Annotated in this window: 17 protein-coding genes; 8 read left to right on the plus strand and 9 right to left on the minus strand. The window is 64.1% G+C overall.

Annotated features, from left to right (window positions below):
- Positions 1-41 precede the first annotated feature (41 nt).
- The 4 genes from AB5K84_RS28195 to cysS all read right to left on the minus strand — a co-directional run bounded on the left by AB5K84_RS28195 (position 42) and on the right by cysS (position 4,331).
- Positions 42-419, minus strand: coding sequence for a VOC family protein (locus tag AB5K84_RS28195; protein WP_011086574.1), 378 nt, complete (start codon positions 417-419; stop codon positions 42-44).
- Positions 420-549: 130 nt separating this feature from the next.
- On the minus strand, positions 550-2,163 hold the full coding sequence (gene cimA / locus AB5K84_RS28200) for a citramalate synthase (RefSeq protein WP_011086573.1): 1,614 nt from the start codon (positions 2,161-2,163) through the stop codon (positions 550-552).
- 178 nt (positions 2,164-2,341) lie between these two features.
- Positions 2,342-2,833, minus strand: coding sequence for a GNAT family N-acetyltransferase (locus tag AB5K84_RS28205; RefSeq protein WP_038966251.1), 492 nt, complete (start codon positions 2,831-2,833; stop codon positions 2,342-2,344).
- A gap of 115 nt (positions 2,834-2,948) precedes the next feature.
- A complete protein-coding gene (gene cysS, locus AB5K84_RS28210; RefSeq protein WP_011086571.1) occupies positions 2,949-4,331 on the minus strand; it encodes a cysteine--tRNA ligase in 1,383 nt (460 codons plus the stop codon).
- A 290-nt stretch (positions 4,332-4,621) separates the two neighbouring features.
- Between cysS and AB5K84_RS28215 the strand changes: the two genes are divergently transcribed.
- Positions 4,622-4,927, plus strand: a complete 306-nt coding sequence (locus AB5K84_RS28215; RefSeq protein ID WP_028170860.1) for a hypothetical protein — start codon at positions 4,622-4,624, stop codon at positions 4,925-4,927.
- 143 nt (positions 4,928-5,070) lie between these two features.
- On the plus strand, positions 5,071-6,270 hold the full coding sequence (locus AB5K84_RS28220) for a DUF2865 domain-containing protein (RefSeq protein ID WP_011086569.1): 1,200 nt from the start codon (positions 5,071-5,073) through the stop codon (positions 6,268-6,270).
- 42 nt (positions 6,271-6,312) lie between these two features.
- On the opposite strand, the gene AB5K84_RS28225 is transcribed toward AB5K84_RS28220, so the two are convergent.
- Positions 6,313-7,221 carry a DUF2189 domain-containing protein gene (locus tag AB5K84_RS28225; RefSeq protein ID WP_028170858.1) on the minus strand — a complete coding sequence of 303 codons (909 nt, stop codon included), beginning with the start codon at positions 7,219-7,221 and terminating at the stop codon, positions 6,313-6,315.
- Positions 7,222-7,775: 554 nt separating this feature from the next.
- Between AB5K84_RS28225 and AB5K84_RS28230 the strand changes: the two genes are divergently transcribed.
- The 5 genes from AB5K84_RS28230 to AB5K84_RS28250 all read left to right on the plus strand — a co-directional run bounded on the left by AB5K84_RS28230 (position 7,776) and on the right by AB5K84_RS28250 (position 12,296).
- Complete coding sequence (locus AB5K84_RS28230) at positions 7,776-8,609, plus strand: cytochrome c oxidase subunit II (RefSeq protein ID WP_011086566.1); 834 nt, start codon at positions 7,776-7,778, stop codon at positions 8,607-8,609.
- Between the two features lie 67 nt (positions 8,610-8,676).
- On the plus strand, positions 8,677-10,452 hold the full coding sequence (locus tag AB5K84_RS28235) for a cbb3-type cytochrome c oxidase subunit I (protein ID WP_011086565.1): 1,776 nt from the start codon (positions 8,677-8,679) through the stop codon (positions 10,450-10,452).
- Positions 10,449-11,156: a cytochrome c oxidase subunit 3 gene (locus tag AB5K84_RS28240; protein ID WP_011086564.1), complete on the plus strand. Its 708-nt coding sequence runs from the start codon at positions 10,449-10,451 to the stop codon at positions 11,154-11,156. The genes AB5K84_RS28235 and AB5K84_RS28240 overlap by 4 nt, the downstream gene beginning before the upstream one ends.
- 15 nt (positions 11,157-11,171) lie before the next feature.
- Positions 11,172-11,894 carry a heme-copper oxidase subunit III family protein gene (locus AB5K84_RS28245; RefSeq protein ID WP_011086563.1) on the plus strand — a complete coding sequence of 241 codons (723 nt, stop codon included), beginning with the start codon at positions 11,172-11,174 and terminating at the stop codon, positions 11,892-11,894.
- 9 nt (positions 11,895-11,903) lie between these two features.
- Entirely contained in the window at positions 11,904-12,296 is a 393-nt protein-coding gene (locus AB5K84_RS28250) for a cytochrome C oxidase subunit IV family protein (protein ID WP_038966245.1), read from the plus strand.
- 121 nt (positions 12,297-12,417) lie between these two features.
- On the opposite strand, the gene AB5K84_RS28255 is transcribed toward AB5K84_RS28250, so the two are convergent.
- From AB5K84_RS28255 to AB5K84_RS28265, 3 genes are all read right to left on the minus strand, one after another.
- Positions 12,418-14,175, minus strand: coding sequence for an NAD+ synthase (locus tag AB5K84_RS28255; RefSeq protein ID WP_011086561.1), 1,758 nt, complete (start codon positions 14,173-14,175; stop codon positions 12,418-12,420).
- Between the two features lie 105 nt (positions 14,176-14,280).
- Positions 14,281-14,634: a diacylglycerol kinase gene (locus AB5K84_RS28260; protein WP_027544511.1), complete on the minus strand. Its 354-nt coding sequence runs from the start codon at positions 14,632-14,634 to the stop codon at positions 14,281-14,283.
- A gap of 4 nt (positions 14,635-14,638) precedes the next feature.
- A complete protein-coding gene (locus tag AB5K84_RS28265; RefSeq protein ID WP_011086559.1) occupies positions 14,639-16,027 on the minus strand; it encodes a class II 3-deoxy-7-phosphoheptulonate synthase in 1,389 nt (462 codons plus the stop codon).
- A gap of 181 nt (positions 16,028-16,208) precedes the next feature.
- Between AB5K84_RS28265 and AB5K84_RS28270 the strand changes: the two genes are divergently transcribed.
- On the plus strand, positions 16,209-17,105 hold the full coding sequence (locus AB5K84_RS28270) for an alpha/beta hydrolase family protein (protein WP_011086558.1): 897 nt from the start codon (positions 16,209-16,211) through the stop codon (positions 17,103-17,105).
- A gap of 4 nt (positions 17,106-17,109) precedes the next feature.
- Here the strand turns inward: AB5K84_RS28270 and AB5K84_RS28275 are convergent, their stop codons facing one another.
- Positions 17,110-17,373 (minus strand): hypothetical protein, encoded by a 264-nt coding sequence (locus AB5K84_RS28275; RefSeq protein WP_038966250.1) that lies wholly within the window; start codon positions 17,371-17,373, stop codon positions 17,110-17,112.
- Positions 17,374-17,459: the final 86 nt, after the last annotated feature.

The following is a 17,459-nucleotide window of genomic DNA, read 5'->3' on the forward strand; positions in this document are numbered from 1 at the left end:
AAGCGGGAGAGGGAGCGCACCGCCTTCGTGGCGATAACGCTCTATTCCGCAGGAAACGTCACCGCCTCGATCCGGTTGCCGTCGGGATCGACGACGAAGGCCGCGTAGTAGCGCACGCGATCGTGCGGGCGGATGCCCGGCGCGCCGTCGGATGCGCCGCCGGCGGACAGCGCGGCGGCATGAAACGCATCGACCTCGGCTGTGGTCTTCGCCCGCAGGCAGATGTGCACGCCGCTCTCCGGGGCTACGGGCGGCATGCCCTCGCGCAAGTTGATCCAGAACTCCGGATAGGCCTTGCCGAAGCCGACCGTGCGCGGCCGCATGACGAGACGCGTCAGGCCGAGGGCGGCGAGCGTCGCCTCGTAGAATGTTGCGGAGCGATCGAGATCGCTGACGCCGACGGAGATGTGATCGATCATTGGTGCGCTCCCCTCCCACAGTCATTCCGGGGCACGCGCAAGCGTGAACCCGGAATCTCGAGATTCTCAGGTGCGCAATGGCGCACCATAGTTCGGTCCTGCGGACCGCCCCGGAATGACAGCATCAAAACTACGCCGGCGCGCCCGATTTCACGAGCTTGTAGATCACCGAATCCATCAGCGCCTGGAACGAGGCGTCGATGATGTTCGGGGACACGCCGACCGTGGTCCAGCTGTCGCCGTTCTCGTCCTCGCTCTCGATCAGCACGCGCGTGACCGCGCCGGTGCCGCCATTGAGGATACGGACGCGGTAGTCGATCAGCTTCAGGCCCTCGATATATTTCTGGTACTTGCCGAGGTCCTTGCGCAAGGCGACGTCGAGCGCGTTGACGGGACCGTTGCCTTCGGCCGCCGAGATCAGATGCTCGCCGGCAACGTCGACCTTGACCACCGCAAGCGCCACCGTGACGCGCTCGCCGAGCGCGTTGTAGCGCTGCTCGACATTGACGTCGAACTGCTCGACCTCGAAATAATGCGGCACCTTGCCGAGCGTGCGGCGCGCCAAAAGATCGAACGAGGCGTTGGCGGATTCATAGGCGTAGCCGGCCGCCTCGCGCTCCTTCAGCTCCTCGACCAGGCGCGTCAGCTTCGGATCGCTCTTCTCGTAGGCGATGCCGGCGCGGTCGAGCTCGGCGATCACGTTGGAGCGGCCGGCCTGGTCTGAGACCAGCACCTTGCGGTGATTGCCGACCAGTTCCGGCAAGACATGCTCGTAGGTCTGCGGATCCTTCAGCACGGCGGAGGCATGGATGCCGGTCTTGGTGACGAAGGCGCTCTCGCCGACATAGGCCGCATGCCGGTTCGGCACGCGGTTGAGCATGTCGTCAAGCGTGCGCGACACCTTGACGAGAGTCGCGAGCTTCTCCGGCGTCACACCGATCTCGAAGGCGTCGGCAAACTCCTGCTTCAGCTTCAGGGTCGGGATCAGCGAGCAGAGATTGGCGTTGCCGCAGCGCTCGCCGAGACCGTTCAGCGTGCCCTGGATCTGCCGCGCACCGGCGCGCACGGCGGCGAGCGAATTCGCCACCGCCTGCTCGGTGTCGTTATGAGCGTGAATGCCGACGTGAGCGCCGGGGATGTGCCTGGTCACCTCGGTGACGATGGCCTCGACCTCGTTCGGCATGGTGCCGCCATTGGTGTCGCACAGCACCACCCAGCGCGCGCCGGCCTCATAGGCGGCTTTCGCGCAGGCGAGCGCGAAGCTGGAATCCTCCTTGTAGCCGTCGAAGAAATGCTCGCAGTCGAGCATCACCTCGCGGCCGGCGGCCTTGGCGGCCGCGACGCTGTCGCGGATCGAAGCGAGGTTTTCCTCCTTGGTCGTCTCCAGCGCGACGCGCACCTGATAGGCGGAAGACTTTGCCACGAAGCAGATCGCGTCGGCCTTGGCTTCCAGCAGACCGGCAACGCCCGGATCGTTCGAGACCGAGCGCCCTGCCCGGCGCGTCATGCCGAAGGCGGTGAAGCGCGCGTGATTGAGCTTCGGCTTGCTGCCGAAGAACTCGGTGTCGGTCGGATTGGCGCCGGGATAGCCGCCCTCGACATAGTCGATGCCGAGCTCGTCCAGCATCGCGGCGATGATCTGCTTGTCGGTCAGCGTGAAATCGACACCGTTGGTCTGCGCTCCGTCGCGCAGCGTGGTGTCGAACAGATAGAGGCGCTCTTTCTTTGCTTGTGCCGAGCTCATCGCGAGCGTCCGTTCTTGTTACCTCCCCCCTTGTGGGGGAGGTCGACGATGCACAGCATCGTCGGGAGGGGGGTGCCACACGGGTGGTCGGAGTGCGGGGCTACCCCCCTCCCCAACCCTCCCCCACAAGGGGGGAGGGAGCGGAGAGAGGATCGCGCTTGGTGACCACGCTCCTTGCTCATTGCGGTGCTCCGAGCGTCTTCTTCATGGTGGTATTGGCCAGCCACTCGTCGTTCACGGTGATGCTGTTGCGCTGCATGGCGACGTAGCCGCGCTTGGCGAAAAAGCCCTGCGCGTTGTCGCTGGCATCGACCGAGAGGCTTTTCGCGCCGCGGCCGCCGGCAAGCTTCTCCAGCGCATCGACCAGCATGGTCGCGATGCCCTGCCCGCCGACTGCCGGATGCACATAGAGCATGCGGATGTAATCGGCCCCTTGCAGCGAGGCGAAGCCGACGGGCGAGCCCTCCAGCGTCGCGATCAGCGTCAGGTCGGCGGCGAGCCGCTTGCCGAACTCTTCGCTTTCCGCCGCCTCCATCCAGGCCTGCTGCTGCGCCTCGGTATAGTCTTCGCCGGTCAGCTCCTCGATGCTCGCGACGAAGATCGCCGCAAGCACCGGAACGTCATCAGGCAGGAAGGGCCGCAAGCCCGGCCTTGGCAAAGTCTGTCCCATCGTCTTCACCACATCCCATAGAGCTTGAGCGCCAGCGCCACCGCGGCGGCGAGCAGCAGGACCTTCAGCGCGATGTAGTAGAGCCAGTGCCGCGGAAAAGGCGTGTCGGGCCGCTTCATCGCGAAAACTCCCAGGTCGTCCCTTCCTTGGAGTCCTTGATCGCAACGCCCATCGCGGCGAGCTGATCGCGGATGCGGTCGGACTCTTTGAAGTCTTTCCGTCCACGGGCTGCGGTCCGTTCCGAGATCAGGCGCTCGACCTCTCCGGCATCGACCCCGCTCGCCTTCTGCTTGCGATCTTCCCACTGCGCGGCGCTCTCGGAGAGAAAGCCGAGCAGCCGCAGCGATCCTGCCAATGCGCTCACGTCGCTGTTGCGCAGGCCATGCAGCGCCGCGATCGCCAGGGAGGTGTTGAGGTCGTCGAGCAGCGGCTCGACCACGGACGCGGCGGGACGGCCGGGATCGACGTCGGCCGCGACGCGATACCAGTCGTCGAGCGTCTTGGCGCTCTCCTCCAGCGACTTCATGGTCCAGTCGATCGGCGAACGATAATGCGTCTTGAGCATGTTCAGGCGCAGCACCTCGCCCGGCCAATCCGCCAGCAGCTCATGGATGGTGATGAAGTTGCCGAGGCTCTTCGACATCTTCTCGCTCTCGACCTGCAGGAAGCCGTTGTGCATCCAGTAGTTTGCCATGCGCTCTCGGTGGAAGGCGCAGCAGGTCTGGGCGACCTCGTTCTCGTGATGCGGAAACACGAGATCGATGCCGCCGCCGTGGATGTCAAAGTACTCGCCGAGATGCTTCCAGGCCATGGCCGAGCACTCGATGTGCCAGCCCGGGCGCCCCTGCGCGGCGATGCCGGCCGGCGACGGCCACGACGGCTCGCCGGGCTTGGACGGCTTCCACAGCACGAAGTCGGTGCTGCCCTTCTTGTAGGGCGCAACATCGACGCGGGCGCCGGCGACCATCTCGTCCAGCGAGCGATTGGACAGCGCGCCGTAGCGCGGCAGGGTGGAATTGGCCGCGTTCATCGCCTGCGGCGAGAACAGCACGTGGTCCTCGGCGACATAGGCAAAGCCGCCGGCGACAAGCCTCTCGATGATCTCGCGCATCTCGCCGATATGCTCGGTCGCGCGCGGCTCGACGCTCGGCCTGAGCGCGCCGAGCGCGTCGACGTCGGCGTGGAACTGCTTGCCCGTCTGCTCGGTGACCTCTCGGATCGCCTCGTTCAGCGGCAGCCCTGGAAAATCACGCGCGGCGCGGTCGTTGATCTTGTCGTCGACGTCGGTGATGTTGCGGACGTATTTGACGTGCGCCTCGCCATAGAGATGGCGCAGCAGCCGAAACAGCACGTCGAACACGATCACGGGCCGGGCATTGCCGATATGGGCGAAGTCATAGACCGTCGGTCCGCAGACATACATGCGGACGTTGTTCGCATCGAGCGGCACGAAGGTGCGCTTTTCCTTGGTCAGCGTATCGTAGAGGCGCAATTCCATATGGATACCCGTCGGCTGTTGGCCGGGCGTCCAAGGCTCTCAATGTTTTTGAGAAAAGACGGCTCCAGCCAGCGAATCGCTAGCTCGTAATCTCGCGGCAAATGGCGCAAATGGCGAGGAGACCGTACATGCGGCCACATATGGGCTATCAGGCGCCCCCGCGTCAAGAGAGCCGCGAAAATGCCGTTTTATCTCCGCAAAGCGCGGCCGCCCCGCCATGATGGTTCATCATCATTAACCTTTTGAGTTTATTCGGAAGCTGGCGGTTCCCCCAGCCCCCGGTGCCACCCATGCGATCCCTGTTTGCACTCGTCTCCTGTGCCGCCATCATCGCAGCGTCCGGCGCATTCGCCGAGACCCGCGTCTTCATCATCGCCAACCAGGCGGACGGCTACGGCATCGACCAGTGCCTGGCCAAGGGCGACAGATGCGGCGCGCAGGTCGCGCGCACCTATTGCCAGTCACGGGATTTTGCCCAGGCCTCAAGCTATCGCCGGGTCGATCCCGACGAAATTACCGGCTCTGTCCCCAAAACCGGCGCAAACTGCTCCCATGGCCATTGCGACGAATATGTCGCAATCACCTGCCAGCGCTGAATTCGCTCGGCACTGGCGGACCTTAGGCCCAATCTTTGGCCCCTGAAACGACGTGACGATGCCGCAGGAAGCGGCTATGGGAGGGCGCGCTTCGGCCCCCCAAGCCACGTTGGAAAGTCACACTGGGCCGTGACCTCGCTAGAATGGCGGATATGCCTGAATTTTTGACTCTCTCCCGTGCCCGCTCAATCCTTGCCTGCACCGTGCTCCTGAGCACCGTCATGCTTGCCAACGCCGCTTTCGCGCAGGCCGGCCCGCCCGGACCGCCGCCTCAGCCCGGCCAGAACGGGCTAGGCCCCAATCCGATGTGCGCGCGGCTGGAAGGCCAGCTCGCCGCGCTCGATCGTGGCGGCGGCGGTGACCCCGCGCGTGAAGACCAGATCCGCCGCTATCAGGATTCCCAAGCCAAGCAGCAGGCCGAGCTCGACCGCGTCACCATGCAGGCCAAGCGCATGGGCTGCGATTCCTCCGGCTTCTTCTCACTGTTCAACGGCCAGTCGGCGCAGTGCGGCCCGGTCAACACCCAGATCCAGCAGATGCGCGCCAATCTGGACCAGATCACCGGCAATCTCGAACGCCTGCGCGGCGGCGGCCCCGGCGGCTTCAGCCCGGAACGCGACAGCCAGCGCCGCTCGGTGCTGGTGGCCCTCGCCCAGAACAATTGCGGCCCGCAATATGCCAACGCCGCGCAGGCGCAAGGCGGCGGCAACTTCCTGAGCAATCTGTTCGGCGGCAACAACAACTCCAACAATCCGCAAAGCGTGCCGCCCTCCGATCTCGGCCCGCAATCCGGCACCTACCGCACCGTATGCGTGCGCACCTGCGACGGCGCCTATTTCCCGGTCTCGTTTGCGACCGTGCCGGCGCGCTTCCCGGACGACGAGAAGACCTGCAAGGCGCTGTGCCCGGCCGCGGAAGCCGTGCTCTATACCCATCGCAATCCCGGCGAAGACATGAACTCCGCGGTCTCGATCAGCGGCCAGCCCTACACGGCGTTGCCGACCGCATTCAAATTCCGCAGCGAGTTCAACCCGTCCTGCTCCTGCAAGGCGGCGGGCCAGACCTGGGCGGATGCGTTGAAGTCGGCCGACGACAAGGCCGCAGCCGAGCAGCAGGGCGACATCATCGTCACCGAGGAGAGCGCCAAGAAGATGCAGCAGCAGCGGCTCAACAAGGGCGCGCCTGCAACGACGGCCAAGAAGGGCACAGCTGCTCCGGCGCCGACGACGGCCACCGCGCCGGCCGCGACGCCGCCAGCGGATACCGGCACGGCTCCGGCGAACTCGGAGAACAAGCCGATCCGCTCAGTCGGACCGACCTTCCTGCCGCAGCAGCAGAAGTAGCTCAGCCCTGCCGCACCGTCATCCGCCCACCGGGTCTCGCAGCTACTGCTCGCCCTCGCGGCTCCACGGGAAGAGATTGGCCGGGAAATCCGCGGCATAGCGCTTCCCCTTCGGCGGGGGCGGCGGTTCGTCCGGCGGATTCGGATTCGGCTCGACCACTCTCCGATAAAGGTGCCAGGTCGCATGACCGAGCACCGGGAGGACGACAGCGAGACCGACGAAGAACGGCAGCGAGCCGACCACGAGCAGCGCCGCGACGATCAGCCCCCACCCCGCCATCGCGACCGGATTGGCGGCCACCGCCTGCAGCGATGTACGGATCGCATCGATCGCCGTCGCATGCCGATCGAGCATCAACGGAAACGATACGACGCTGACGCATAGCGCCGCGACCGCAAACAGGAAGCCGACACCGCAACCGACGATGATGAGCGACCATCCTTCCGGCGTGGTCAGCACGCGGGTTGCAAAGTCCGGAATGCTTGCAGCCGCCGCGTGACCGAAGATGGTGACATAGATCGCGTTCGCGACGCCGATCCAGACCCCGAACAGGACAAGCAAGAGCACGCCGAGCTCGAGCATGGCGCCGAAGGACGGTGCGCGCAGCACCTTGACCGCATCCCATGCATCGACCTCCTCGCCGCGCTCACGGCGGCGGCTGAGTTCGTAGAGGCCGATCGCGGCAAAGGGACCGATCAGGGCAAACCCGGCGGCCAGCGGAAACAGCAGCGGCAGGACCGAATAGCCGAGGACCATCCTGAACAGGACGAGACCGAGAACCGGATAGATCACGCAGACGACGATCGCGTGACTCGGCATCGCCTGGAAATCTTCCCAGCCCAGGCGCAGCACCTCTTTCAAGTCGAGCAAGCCGATCTTGCGAATGGGATAAGAAACCGCCTCACCGAACAGGTGCCGCTTGACGATCTTGTCGGAATAAAGAGTGGCCATGCACACACCCTCCTCTGAAGTCGCGGCGGAGAACGGCGCGCTTTCCGGCCACGCGTGTCCGCCCTTAAGTGCGGGAGACGCGATCGAGCCGAGTACGGCAGTTCCAGGCTCAACGAGGAAGGAGCTTAGCCGGACGAAACCCGTCGCGACCTGCGCTCCAAGCTTAGCGCGTGCGATGTGGAATGACCAGCGCTCCCGGCTGGGTGAAATTGTGCGTCGCATATTTTGTGCGATGCATCACATCGAGAATGCGACTGACGATGGCGAGCTTGCACGGCAACATGGATCGCCCACGCCGCCTAAGCTCGTTGACATGCTATTGACGCCGGGTTCGCGGGGGATCATTTTAGAAATGTAGACGCCCCCAGCTCCGGTGAGATTGGCGGTCGCGAACTTCTCTTGATATCGCGACCGGTTGAAGGGGCGAGGCAAGAGGCGCGGCGATGGCGCATATGTCAGCATAGAACCAGCATAGAGAAAGTCAGCCATCGCGACAGACGCGAGCTCCGCCCTGGATTCGTATCCGCAGCCTTTGTTGGCAAGGATGGTTCAGGATGGCTGTCGCACTGATACTGCTTCTGATCGCGATCGGTTCGGTGCTGTTTCACCTCTTCAGCCCGTGGTGGTGGACGCCGATCGCCACCAACTGGGGCTATATCGACGACACGATCAACATCACGTTCTGGATCACCGGGTTCGTCTTTACCGCGGTCATCCTGTTCATGGCCTATTGCGTCTTTCGCTTTCACCATAAGGAGGGAAGACAGGCCGCGTACAATCCCGAAAACAAGAAGCTTGAATGGTGGCTCAGTGTCGGGACCGGCGTCGGCGTCGCTGCCATGCTCGCACCCGGCCTGGTCGTCTGGCACCAGTTCGTGACCGTTCCGGCAGATGCCACCGAGGTCGAGATCATGGGCCAGCAATGGCAGTGGAGCTTCCGCTTGCCGGGGAAGGATGGCCGGTTGGGCACGTCCGATGTCCGCAACATCAGTCCTGAGAACCCGATGGGTCTCAATCGCGACGATCCGCACGGCCAGGACGACGTCGTGATCGAAAATGGCGACCTGCATCTTCCGATCGGGAAGCCGGTCAAGGTTTTGCTCCGGTCCGTTGACGTCCTGCACGATTTCTATGTGCCTGAGTTCCGGGCCAAGATGGATATGGTGCCGGGCATGGTCACTTATTTCTGGATAAGGCCGATCCGAACCGGAACCTTTGATGTTCTCTGCGCGGAGCTGTGTGGCGCGGCGCACTACCAGATGCGCGCCAAGGTCATCGTCGAGGCAGAGAGCGACTATCACGCCTGGCTGGAGCAGCAGAAGACGTTTGCCGGATTGTCAGGTCGAAATGCCGTTGTGAGGGCGAAGTACAATTCCGGCGACGACTAGGAGAATGCAGGTCGGGCGCGTGAAGACGAGCTGATCGCCCCGAAGGAAACGACCGAGGAGGTGCTCTATGGTCGATGTCCCCTATGACAGGATTGCAGACATTCCGCCTGCCGAAGTGCCCGATGTCGAGCTCTACCATCCCAGGAGCTGGTGGACACGGTATGTCTTTTCGCAAGACGCCAAGGTGATCGCCATACAGTACTCGCTGACAGCCTCCGCCATCGGACTGGTGGCCCTGGTCCTGTCGTGGCTGATGCGACTGCAACTGGGATTTCCCGGCACATTCTCCTTTATCGATGCCAACCAGTACCTCCAGTTCATCACCATGCACGGCATGATCATGGTGATCTACCTGCTCACGGCGTTGTTTCTCGGAGGCTTCGGCAATTACCTGATCCCGCTGATGGTTGGCGCACGGGACATGGTCTTTCCCTATGTGAACATGCTGAGCTACTGGGTCTACCTGCTCGCAGTCCTGGTGCTGGCCTCGGCCTTCTTCGTGCCCGGCGGCCCCACCGGCGCCGGCTGGACGCTGTATCCGCCACAGGCGATTCTGTCGGGCACGCCCGGACAGGATTGGGGCATCGTCCTCATGCTGTCCTCCCTGATTCTGTTCATCATCGGCTTCACCATGGGTGGGCTGAATTATGTGGTGACCGTGCTGCAGGCGCGCACCCGCGGCATGACGCTGATGCGCCTGCCGCTGACGGTGTGGGGCATCTTCACGGCCACCGTCATGGCGCTGCTGGCATTCCCCGCGTTGTTCGTTGGCTCGGTGATGTTGCTGCTCGATCGTCTGCTGGGGACCAGCTTCTTCATGCCGACCCTCGTCGAGATGGGCCAGCTGAGCAAATATGGCGGCGGCAGCCCGCTCCTGTTCCAGCACCTGTTCTGGTTCTTCGGTCACCCCGAAGTCTACATCGTCGCCCTGCCCGCCTTCGGCATCGTCTCCGACCTCATCAGCACGCATGCGCGAAAGAACATCTTCGGTTATCGCATGATGGTCTGGGCCATCGTGGCGATTGGAGCGCTCAGTTTCGTCGTGTGGGCGCACCACATGTATGTAAGCGGCATGTACCCGTATTTCGGGTTCTTCTTCGCCACGACGACGCTGATCATCGCCATCCCGACCGCCATCAAGGTCTACAACTGGGTGCTGACCCTGTGGCATGGCGACATCCATCTCACGGTGCCGATGCTGTTCGCCCTCGGCTTCATCATCACTTTTGTGAATGGCGGGCTTACCGGACTGTTCCTCGGCAACGTCGTCGTGGACGTGCCCCTGTCGGATACCATGTTCGTCGTCGCGCATTTCCACATGGTGATGGGCGTCGCGCCAATCATGGTCGTGCTCGGGGCGATCTACCACTGGTACCCGAAGGTCACGGGGCGAATGCTGAACGACGTGCTGGGCAAGTTCCACTTCTGGGTTACGTTCCTCGGCGCCTACCTGATCTTCTTTCCCATGCATTATCTCGGGCTGCTCGGCGTTCCGCGCCGATACTTCGAACTCGGCGACGCGGCGTTCATCCCGCCGTCGGCCCACTCGCTGAACGCCTTTATCACCGTGGTGGCGCTGACGGTGGGTTTCGCCCAGATGGTGTTCCTGTTCAATCTCGTCTGGAGCCTGTTCGAGGGCGAGCCTTCGGGCGGCAATCCGTGGCGAGCGACGACGCTGGAGTGGCAAACGCCGGAGACGCCGCCAGGGCACGGCAACTGGGGCAAGCAGCTCCCGATCGTCTATCGCTGGGCCTATGATTACAGCGTGCCGGGCGCGGCGCAGGACTTCATTCCGCAGAACCAGCCGCCCCCGACGGGGGCCGTTCAGGGAGTTGCTCCGTGAGCGCCGTTATCCTGTTCCTGGCCGTGATCGCCGTCATCGTCGGATGGTGGCTCTCGCAGCAACGGCTGACTGCGAAACCGTGGCTGGAGGCAGGTCCGATCGATGATTTCCCCGGCACGGACGCCATGACCTGGCCGGCCGCGAAGGTCGGACTTGGCGTGTTTCTCGCTGTTGCCGGTTCGTTGTTCACGCTGTTCATCAGCGCCTACTCCATGCGGATGAACATGGTGGACTGGCGGACAATGCCGGTGCCAAAGGTGCTGTGGTTCAACACGGGCGTGCTGGTCCTGAGCAGCGTCGCGCTGCAATGGGCCCTCATGGCCGCGCGCCGCAACGACATCGACGGCGTCGTCGTCGGCCTGCTCGCGGGCGGAGCGTCGGCGATCGCGTTTCTCGCCGGGCAGCTGCTGGCATGGCATCAACTGAGCGACGCCGGCTATTTCATGGCGTCCAATCCGGCCAATGCCTTCTTCTACGTGATCACCGCGGTGCACGGGCTGCATCTGACCGGCGGCCTGGTTGCGCTCGGCCGAACCACAGCGGGGGTATGGCGGCACGACACCGGGACGGCCGAGATGCGCCTGAGTGTGGAGCTGTGCACCATCTACTGGCATTTCCTGCTGCTGGTCTGGCTGGTCCTGCTCGGTCTCCTCACGGGCTGGACGGACGATTTCGTCGACATCTGTCGCCAATTGCTGAGCTAGGAAGGACGAGACGAGATGGCCGAGACCGCGCTGAGAGACACCGGACAAGTGCCTGCCCGGCTTGAAGGCTGGCAAGGTATCTCCGCCGACTGGGCGTCGGATCAGCGCGCCTTCAAGAACGTGTCCTGGGGCAAGGCCATGATGTGGATCTTCCTCCTCAGCGACACCTTCATCTTCAGTTGCTTCCTGCTGTCCTACATGACCGCACGGATGTCGACGACCGTGCCGTGGCCCAATCCCAGCGAAGTCTTTGCCCTCAATATCGGGGGCAAGCACATCCCCCTCATCCTGATCGCCATCATGACCTTCATCCTGATCAGCAGCAGCGGGACGATGGCGATGGCCGTCAATTTCGGCTACCGCAGGGATCGCGTCAGGACCGCGATCCTGATGCTGGCCACGGCGGCTTTCGGCGCAACCTTCGTCAGCATGCAGGCCTTCGAATGGACCAAACTGATCATGGAGGGCGTCCGTCCCTGGGGCAATCCGTGGGGCGCGGCACAGTTCGGTTCGAGCTTCTTCATGATCACCGGCTTCCACGGGACCCATGTGACGATCGGCGTGATCTTCTTGATCGCGATCGCGCGCAAGGTCTGGCGGGGAGACTTTGATGTCGAAAGACGCGGCTTCTTCACGAGCCGGAAGGGTTACTACGAGATCGTCGAGATCACCGGCCTGTACTGGCACTTCGTCGACCTCGTATGGGTGTTCATCTTTGCCTTTTTCTACCTTTGGTGAGGTCGGCACATGACAAACGCCACGGTACACATGGAAGGACAGATCCAGCCTCATGTGCACGCCGCAGTCGCACCAGCGGCGGCTCACGCCAAGGGCCAGCAGCACCCGATCAAGCTCTATCTCGTGGTCTGGGCATGGCTGTTCGTTCTCAGCACCTGCTCCTACCTCGTCGATTATTTTGGGCTGCACGGCAGTCTCAGATGGTCGCTGATCCTGCTGTTCATGGTGTTGAAGGCTGGCCTCATCGTCGCCGTCTTCATGCACATGGCCTGGGAGCGGCTGGCCTTGGCCTATGCCATCCTGCTGCCGCCGGTTCTGGTGCTGGTATTCGTGGCGATCATGGTGCTCGAGTCCGAATACACGCACTTGCTTCGGGTGCTGTTCTTCGCAACACCGTCGTAGCGCTCATGTGAGTTCGCACCTCGCTCCACTGTCATGCCCCGCCACCGGGTCTCGCCTCCGGCGAGCCCAATGACAGGCTCCAGCGGGGCATCCAGTATTCCGCGGCAGGAGTCGGCTTCCACTACCCCTCAAACGCGTCCGCAGATCTGCCGTTGTCGCGCGAGACCAACGTGTCGTCCGGCGCGGGCAGCGGCTCGCCCTTGTCGCGAAAACGGTTGGTGATGGGATAGCGGCGGTCGCGGCCGAAATTCCTGGGCGTGACCTTCACGCCGGGCGCGGCCTGGCGGCGCTTGTATTCGGCGACGTTGAGGAGATGGTCGATGCGGGTGACCGTCTCGCGGTCGAAGCCGGCGGCGATGATCTGGTCCAGCGGCTCCTCGCGTTCGACGAGGCGCTCGAGGATGGCATCGAGCACGTCGTAGGTCGGCAGCGAGTCCTGATCGGTCTGGTTCTCGCGCAATTCCGCCGTCGGCGGACGGGTGATGATATCAGGCGGAATGACCTCACCCGCGGGCCCGAGCCCGCCTTCAGGCCTCCAGCTGTTGCGTAAGGCGGCCAACCGGAACACCTGCGTCTTGTAGATGTCCTTGATCGGGTTGAAGCCGCCGTTCATGTCGCCATAGAGCGTGGCGTAGCCGACCGACATTTCCGACTTGTTGCCTGTCGTCACCACCATCAGGCCGGTCTTGTTGGAGATCGCCATCAAGAGGGTGCCGCGGGTGCGGGCCTGAAGGTTTTCCTCGGTGATATCAGGCGGCAGATTCTTGAAGATGCCGGACAGGATAGTCTCGAAGCCGGTCACGGCTTCTGCGATCGGCAGGACCTCGTAGCGAATGCCGAGATGGCCCGCGAGCTCGCCGGCGTCCGCGATCGAGCTTGCCGCCGTGTAGCGATAGGGCAGCATCACCCCATGCACCTGGTCGGCGCCGAGCGCGTCGACCGCGATCGCTGCGCAGAGCGCGGAATCGATGCCGCCGGAAATGCCGAGCAGCACGCCGGGAAAGCCGTTCTTGGCGACGTAGTCGCGCAGGCCCAGCACGCAGGCCGCGTAGTCGGCGTGGTCGCCTTCCGGCTGCGCGGCGATCGGCCCGGCGCAGCGCCAATCCTCGCCGTTACGCGTGAAGCGCAGCGTGGTGATGCTTTCCGCGAACGCCGGCAATTGCGCCGCGAGCGAGAGATCGCCGTTGAGCGCGAACGAGGCGCCGTCGAACACCAGCTCGTCCTGGCCGCAGACCTGGTTGAGATAGACCAGCGGCAGGCCGCTCTCGGTGACGCGCGCGACCGCGACCGACAGGCGCACGTCGTTCTTGTCGCGGGCGTAAGGCGAGCCGTTCGGCACCAGAATGATCTCCGCGCCGGTCTCGGCCAGCGTCTCGACCACGTTCTCGTAGTCCTCAGACTCATCCAGCCAGATGTCCTCGCAGATCGGCACGCCGATGCGCACGCCGCGTACCGTGACCGGCCCCGCGGCAGGCCCGCGCGCGAACAGCCGCTTCTCATCGAACACGCCGTAATTCGGCAGATTGCATTTGAAGCGCAAGCCAGCGATGCGGCCGCCGTCGAGCAGCGCGCAGGCATTGTAGAGCTTGCCGTCCTCGACCCAGGGCGTGCCGACGAGCATCGCCGGCCCGCCATCGGCTGTCTCGCGCGCGAGGCCTTCGATCGCGGCCCGGCAGGCGGCCTGGAAGGCCGGCTTCTGCACCAGGTCCTCCGGCGGATAGCCGGCGATGAACAATTCCGGAAACAGCACGAGATCGGCGCCATCGGCGGCCGCCCGCACGCGCGCGGCCCGCGCCCTGGCGGCATTGCCCTCGACGTCGCCCACGGTCGGATTGAGCTGAGCGAGCGTGACCGCGAATGCGTTGAGACGTTCGGTCATGGCCGCCCCCGTCCGATCCAATGGCTAGAGCGTGATCCGGAAAAGTGTGGAACGGTTTTCCGAAGAGATCATGCTCAAACAACAACCTGAAGCGCGATGAGCGCTTCAGACGAAACCCAACCGCTCGACGATGGCAAAGATCCAGAACGCTCCGGCCATCAGCAGCGCGACGCCGACGGCCGCCGAGCCCATGTCCTTGACCTGCCCGATCTGCTTGTCGTGATCCAGGGTCAGGCGATCGGCGAGCTTTTCCACCGCGGTGTTGAGCAGCTCGACCACCAGCACGAACGCCACAGCACAGACCAGCTCGACCGCGCGCATCGCGGTCGCGCCGATGAACCAGGCCAGCGGCAGCGACAGCAGGAGCGCAAAGATCTCCTCGCGAACCGCCTGCTCAGATCGAAGTGCAAAGGCCAGACCGTTGCGCGAATTGATCGTGGCCTTCCAGATCCGCAGCAAGGTCTTAGAGCCCCGCGGCGACCGGCATCGGCCTGGCCTTGCCGGCGCGTTCCTGCTTGAGCAGTTCGGCGACCAGGAAAGCCATGTCGATGGACTGCTCGGCATTGAGGCGCGGGTCGCAGACCGTGTGATAGCGGTCGTTGAGATCCTCGTCCGTGATCGCGCGGGCGCCGCCGAGGCATTCGGTGACGTCCTGGCCGGTCATCTCCAGATGCACGCCGCCGGCATGGGTGCCTTCGGCGGCGTGGATCGCGAAGAACGACTTCACCTCGGACAGGATGCGGTCGAACGGCCGCGTCTTGTAGCCCGACGTCGAGGTGATGGTGTTGCCGTGCATGGGATCGCACGACCAGACCACCACCCTGCCCTCGCGCTTCACGGCGCGGATCATGTTCGGCAGGTGCTCGCCGACCTTGTCGGAGCCGAAGCGGCCGATCAGCGTCAGCCGGCCCGGCTCGTTGTCGGGGTTGAGCACGTCGATCAGCTTCAGCAATTCGTCGGGCTTGAGCGACGGGCCGCACTTCAGCCCGATCGGATTCTTGATGCCGCGGAAATATTCGATATGGCCGTGGTCGAGCTGGCGGGTGCGATCGCCGATCCAGATCATGTGGCCCGATGTCGCGTACCAGTCGCCGGTGGTGGAATCGATGCGGGTCATGGCCTGCTCGTAGCCGAGCAGCAGCGCTTCGTGGCTGGTGTAGAAATCGGTCGCGCGCAGCTCCGGATGGCTCTCCAGATCGAGGCCGCAGGCGCGCATGAAGTTGAGCGCGTCCGAGATGCGGTCGGCCAGCTCCTTGTAGCGGCGGGACTGCGGCGAGTCCTTGAGGAAGCCGAGCATCCACTCATGCACGCTGCCGAGATTGGCGTAGCCACCGGTAGCGAAGGCGCGAAGCAGGTTCAGCGTCGCCGCCGACTGGCGATAGGCCATCAGTTGGCGCTGCGGATCCGGCACACGCGCTTCCTTGGTGAAAGCGATGTCGTTGACGATGTCGCCACGATAGCTCGGCAACTCGACGCCGCCCACCTTTTCGGTCGGCGAGGAGCGCGGCTTGGCGAACTGGCCAGCGATGCGGCCGACCTTCACCACGGGCACTGCGCCGGCATAGGTCAGCACCACCGCCATCTGGAGCAGCACGCGGAAGAAGTCGCGGATGTTGTTGGCGCCGTGCTCGGCAAAGCTCTCGGCGCAGTCGCCGCCCTGGAGCAGGAAGGCCTCGCCCGCCGCAACGCGGCCCAAGGCCTTCTTCAGATTGCGCGCCTCGCCCGCGAACACCAGCGGCGGAAAAGTCGCAAGCTGCGCCTCGACGTCGGCCAAAGCCTTGGCGTCGGGATAATCGGGCACCTGTAGCACCGGCTTGCTGCGCCAGGACTCGGGCGTCCACCGCTCGGACATCGCAATCTCTCCGTGAAGCAAAAAGCACAACCTGATCTGTGGGTTGCGAGGGCCGCCTTATACACAGGCTGGCTCCCGGCCGCCAGTTGTAAATCCATTCCGCACTGCAAACCCTTGCAGGGAAAGCCAAATTCGCATTTGCTTGGGAAGGCTAAGGAAACTGGCAGGACACCGGCGGCCCATGGACGCGGCGCGCGACGACGTTTTCATCGACGAGATCAGCTTCCCGGCGACCGACGGGTATGCGCTGAGCGGCACCCTGTTCCTGCCGCGCGCCGCCAAGCGCCATGCCGTCCTGATCAATTCGGCCACCGCCGTCCCGCGAAAAATCTATCGCGGCTTTGCCTCCTACCTCGCCCATCGCGGCTGCGCGGTGCTGACCTACGACTATCGCGGCATCGGCGGCTCCCGGCTGCCGGCAATGGTCGGCTACAACCAGCCGAAATCACTTGTCGGCTTCAAGGCCTCGATGTCGGACTGGGCGGCGCTCGACGTCACCGCCGCGGTGAGCTGGATGCGCGAGCGCTACAACACGCTGCCGCTCGCCTATATCGGCCACTCCTTCGGCGGCCAGGCGCTCGGGCTGATCGCGAACAACACCGACATCTCGCGCGCCGCGTTCGTCGCCTCGCAGGCGGCGACCTGGCGGCTGATGACCTCGCCGGAGAAATACCGCGTCTTCGCCTTCATGAACCTCATTGGCGTGCCGCTCGCCCACGCGTTCGGCTACGCGCCGGGCTGGGCCGGCATTGGCGAGGATTTGCCCAAGGGCGTGTTCCTGCAATGGGCCAACTGGGTCTCGAGCCCGCGCTATCTCTTCGATTCAAAACTGCCCGCGCTGGAGAACTTCGCAAAATTCAAGGGCGAGTTGCGCGCGCTGTGCTTCTCCGACGATCCCTGGGCGACGCGGCCCGCGGTCGAGTTGCTCACAGGCGGATTCACGGCGATCAAGCCGGAGGTGTTGACGGTGAAGCCGTCCGACATCGGGGCCAAGGGAATAGGCCATTTCGGCTTCTTCCGCCCCGAACACCGCGACACGCTGTGGCGCGGCGTGGCGGAATGGATCCAGGGCGAGTGAGCCGTTACCGAATGATCGTCGTCAGCGACGAGTAGCGCCTGTTCGGCCTGGCTTCACCCGGCGCGAACTGCGCGAAGGCATCGCTGACGCGGACGGCCGGCGGCGTATCGCCGGCGAAGCGGAATTCCTTTGGCCGCGGCGCGTAGAAGCTGGCGCTGTAATAGGCGTCGTCGAAGCGCGCCTCGCCGACCCCGAACACTGCGTCGCAGACGAACAGGAGCGCGTAGACTCCCGCGACCGCAGCGACGATCTCCTTGAGAATTGACATGCTGATGCCCTGCCCTTTTGCGGACAGGATGCGCATTGGTTCCAAAGCTCAGGTTTAAGGCGCCGTGCTTCTTGTTCGCAGGGTTT

Source organism: Bradyrhizobium sp. 1200_D9_N1_1, from assembly GCF_052075915.1.
GTDB classification, from domain to species: Bacteria; Pseudomonadota; Alphaproteobacteria; order Rhizobiales; family Xanthobacteraceae; genus Bradyrhizobium; species Bradyrhizobium diazoefficiens.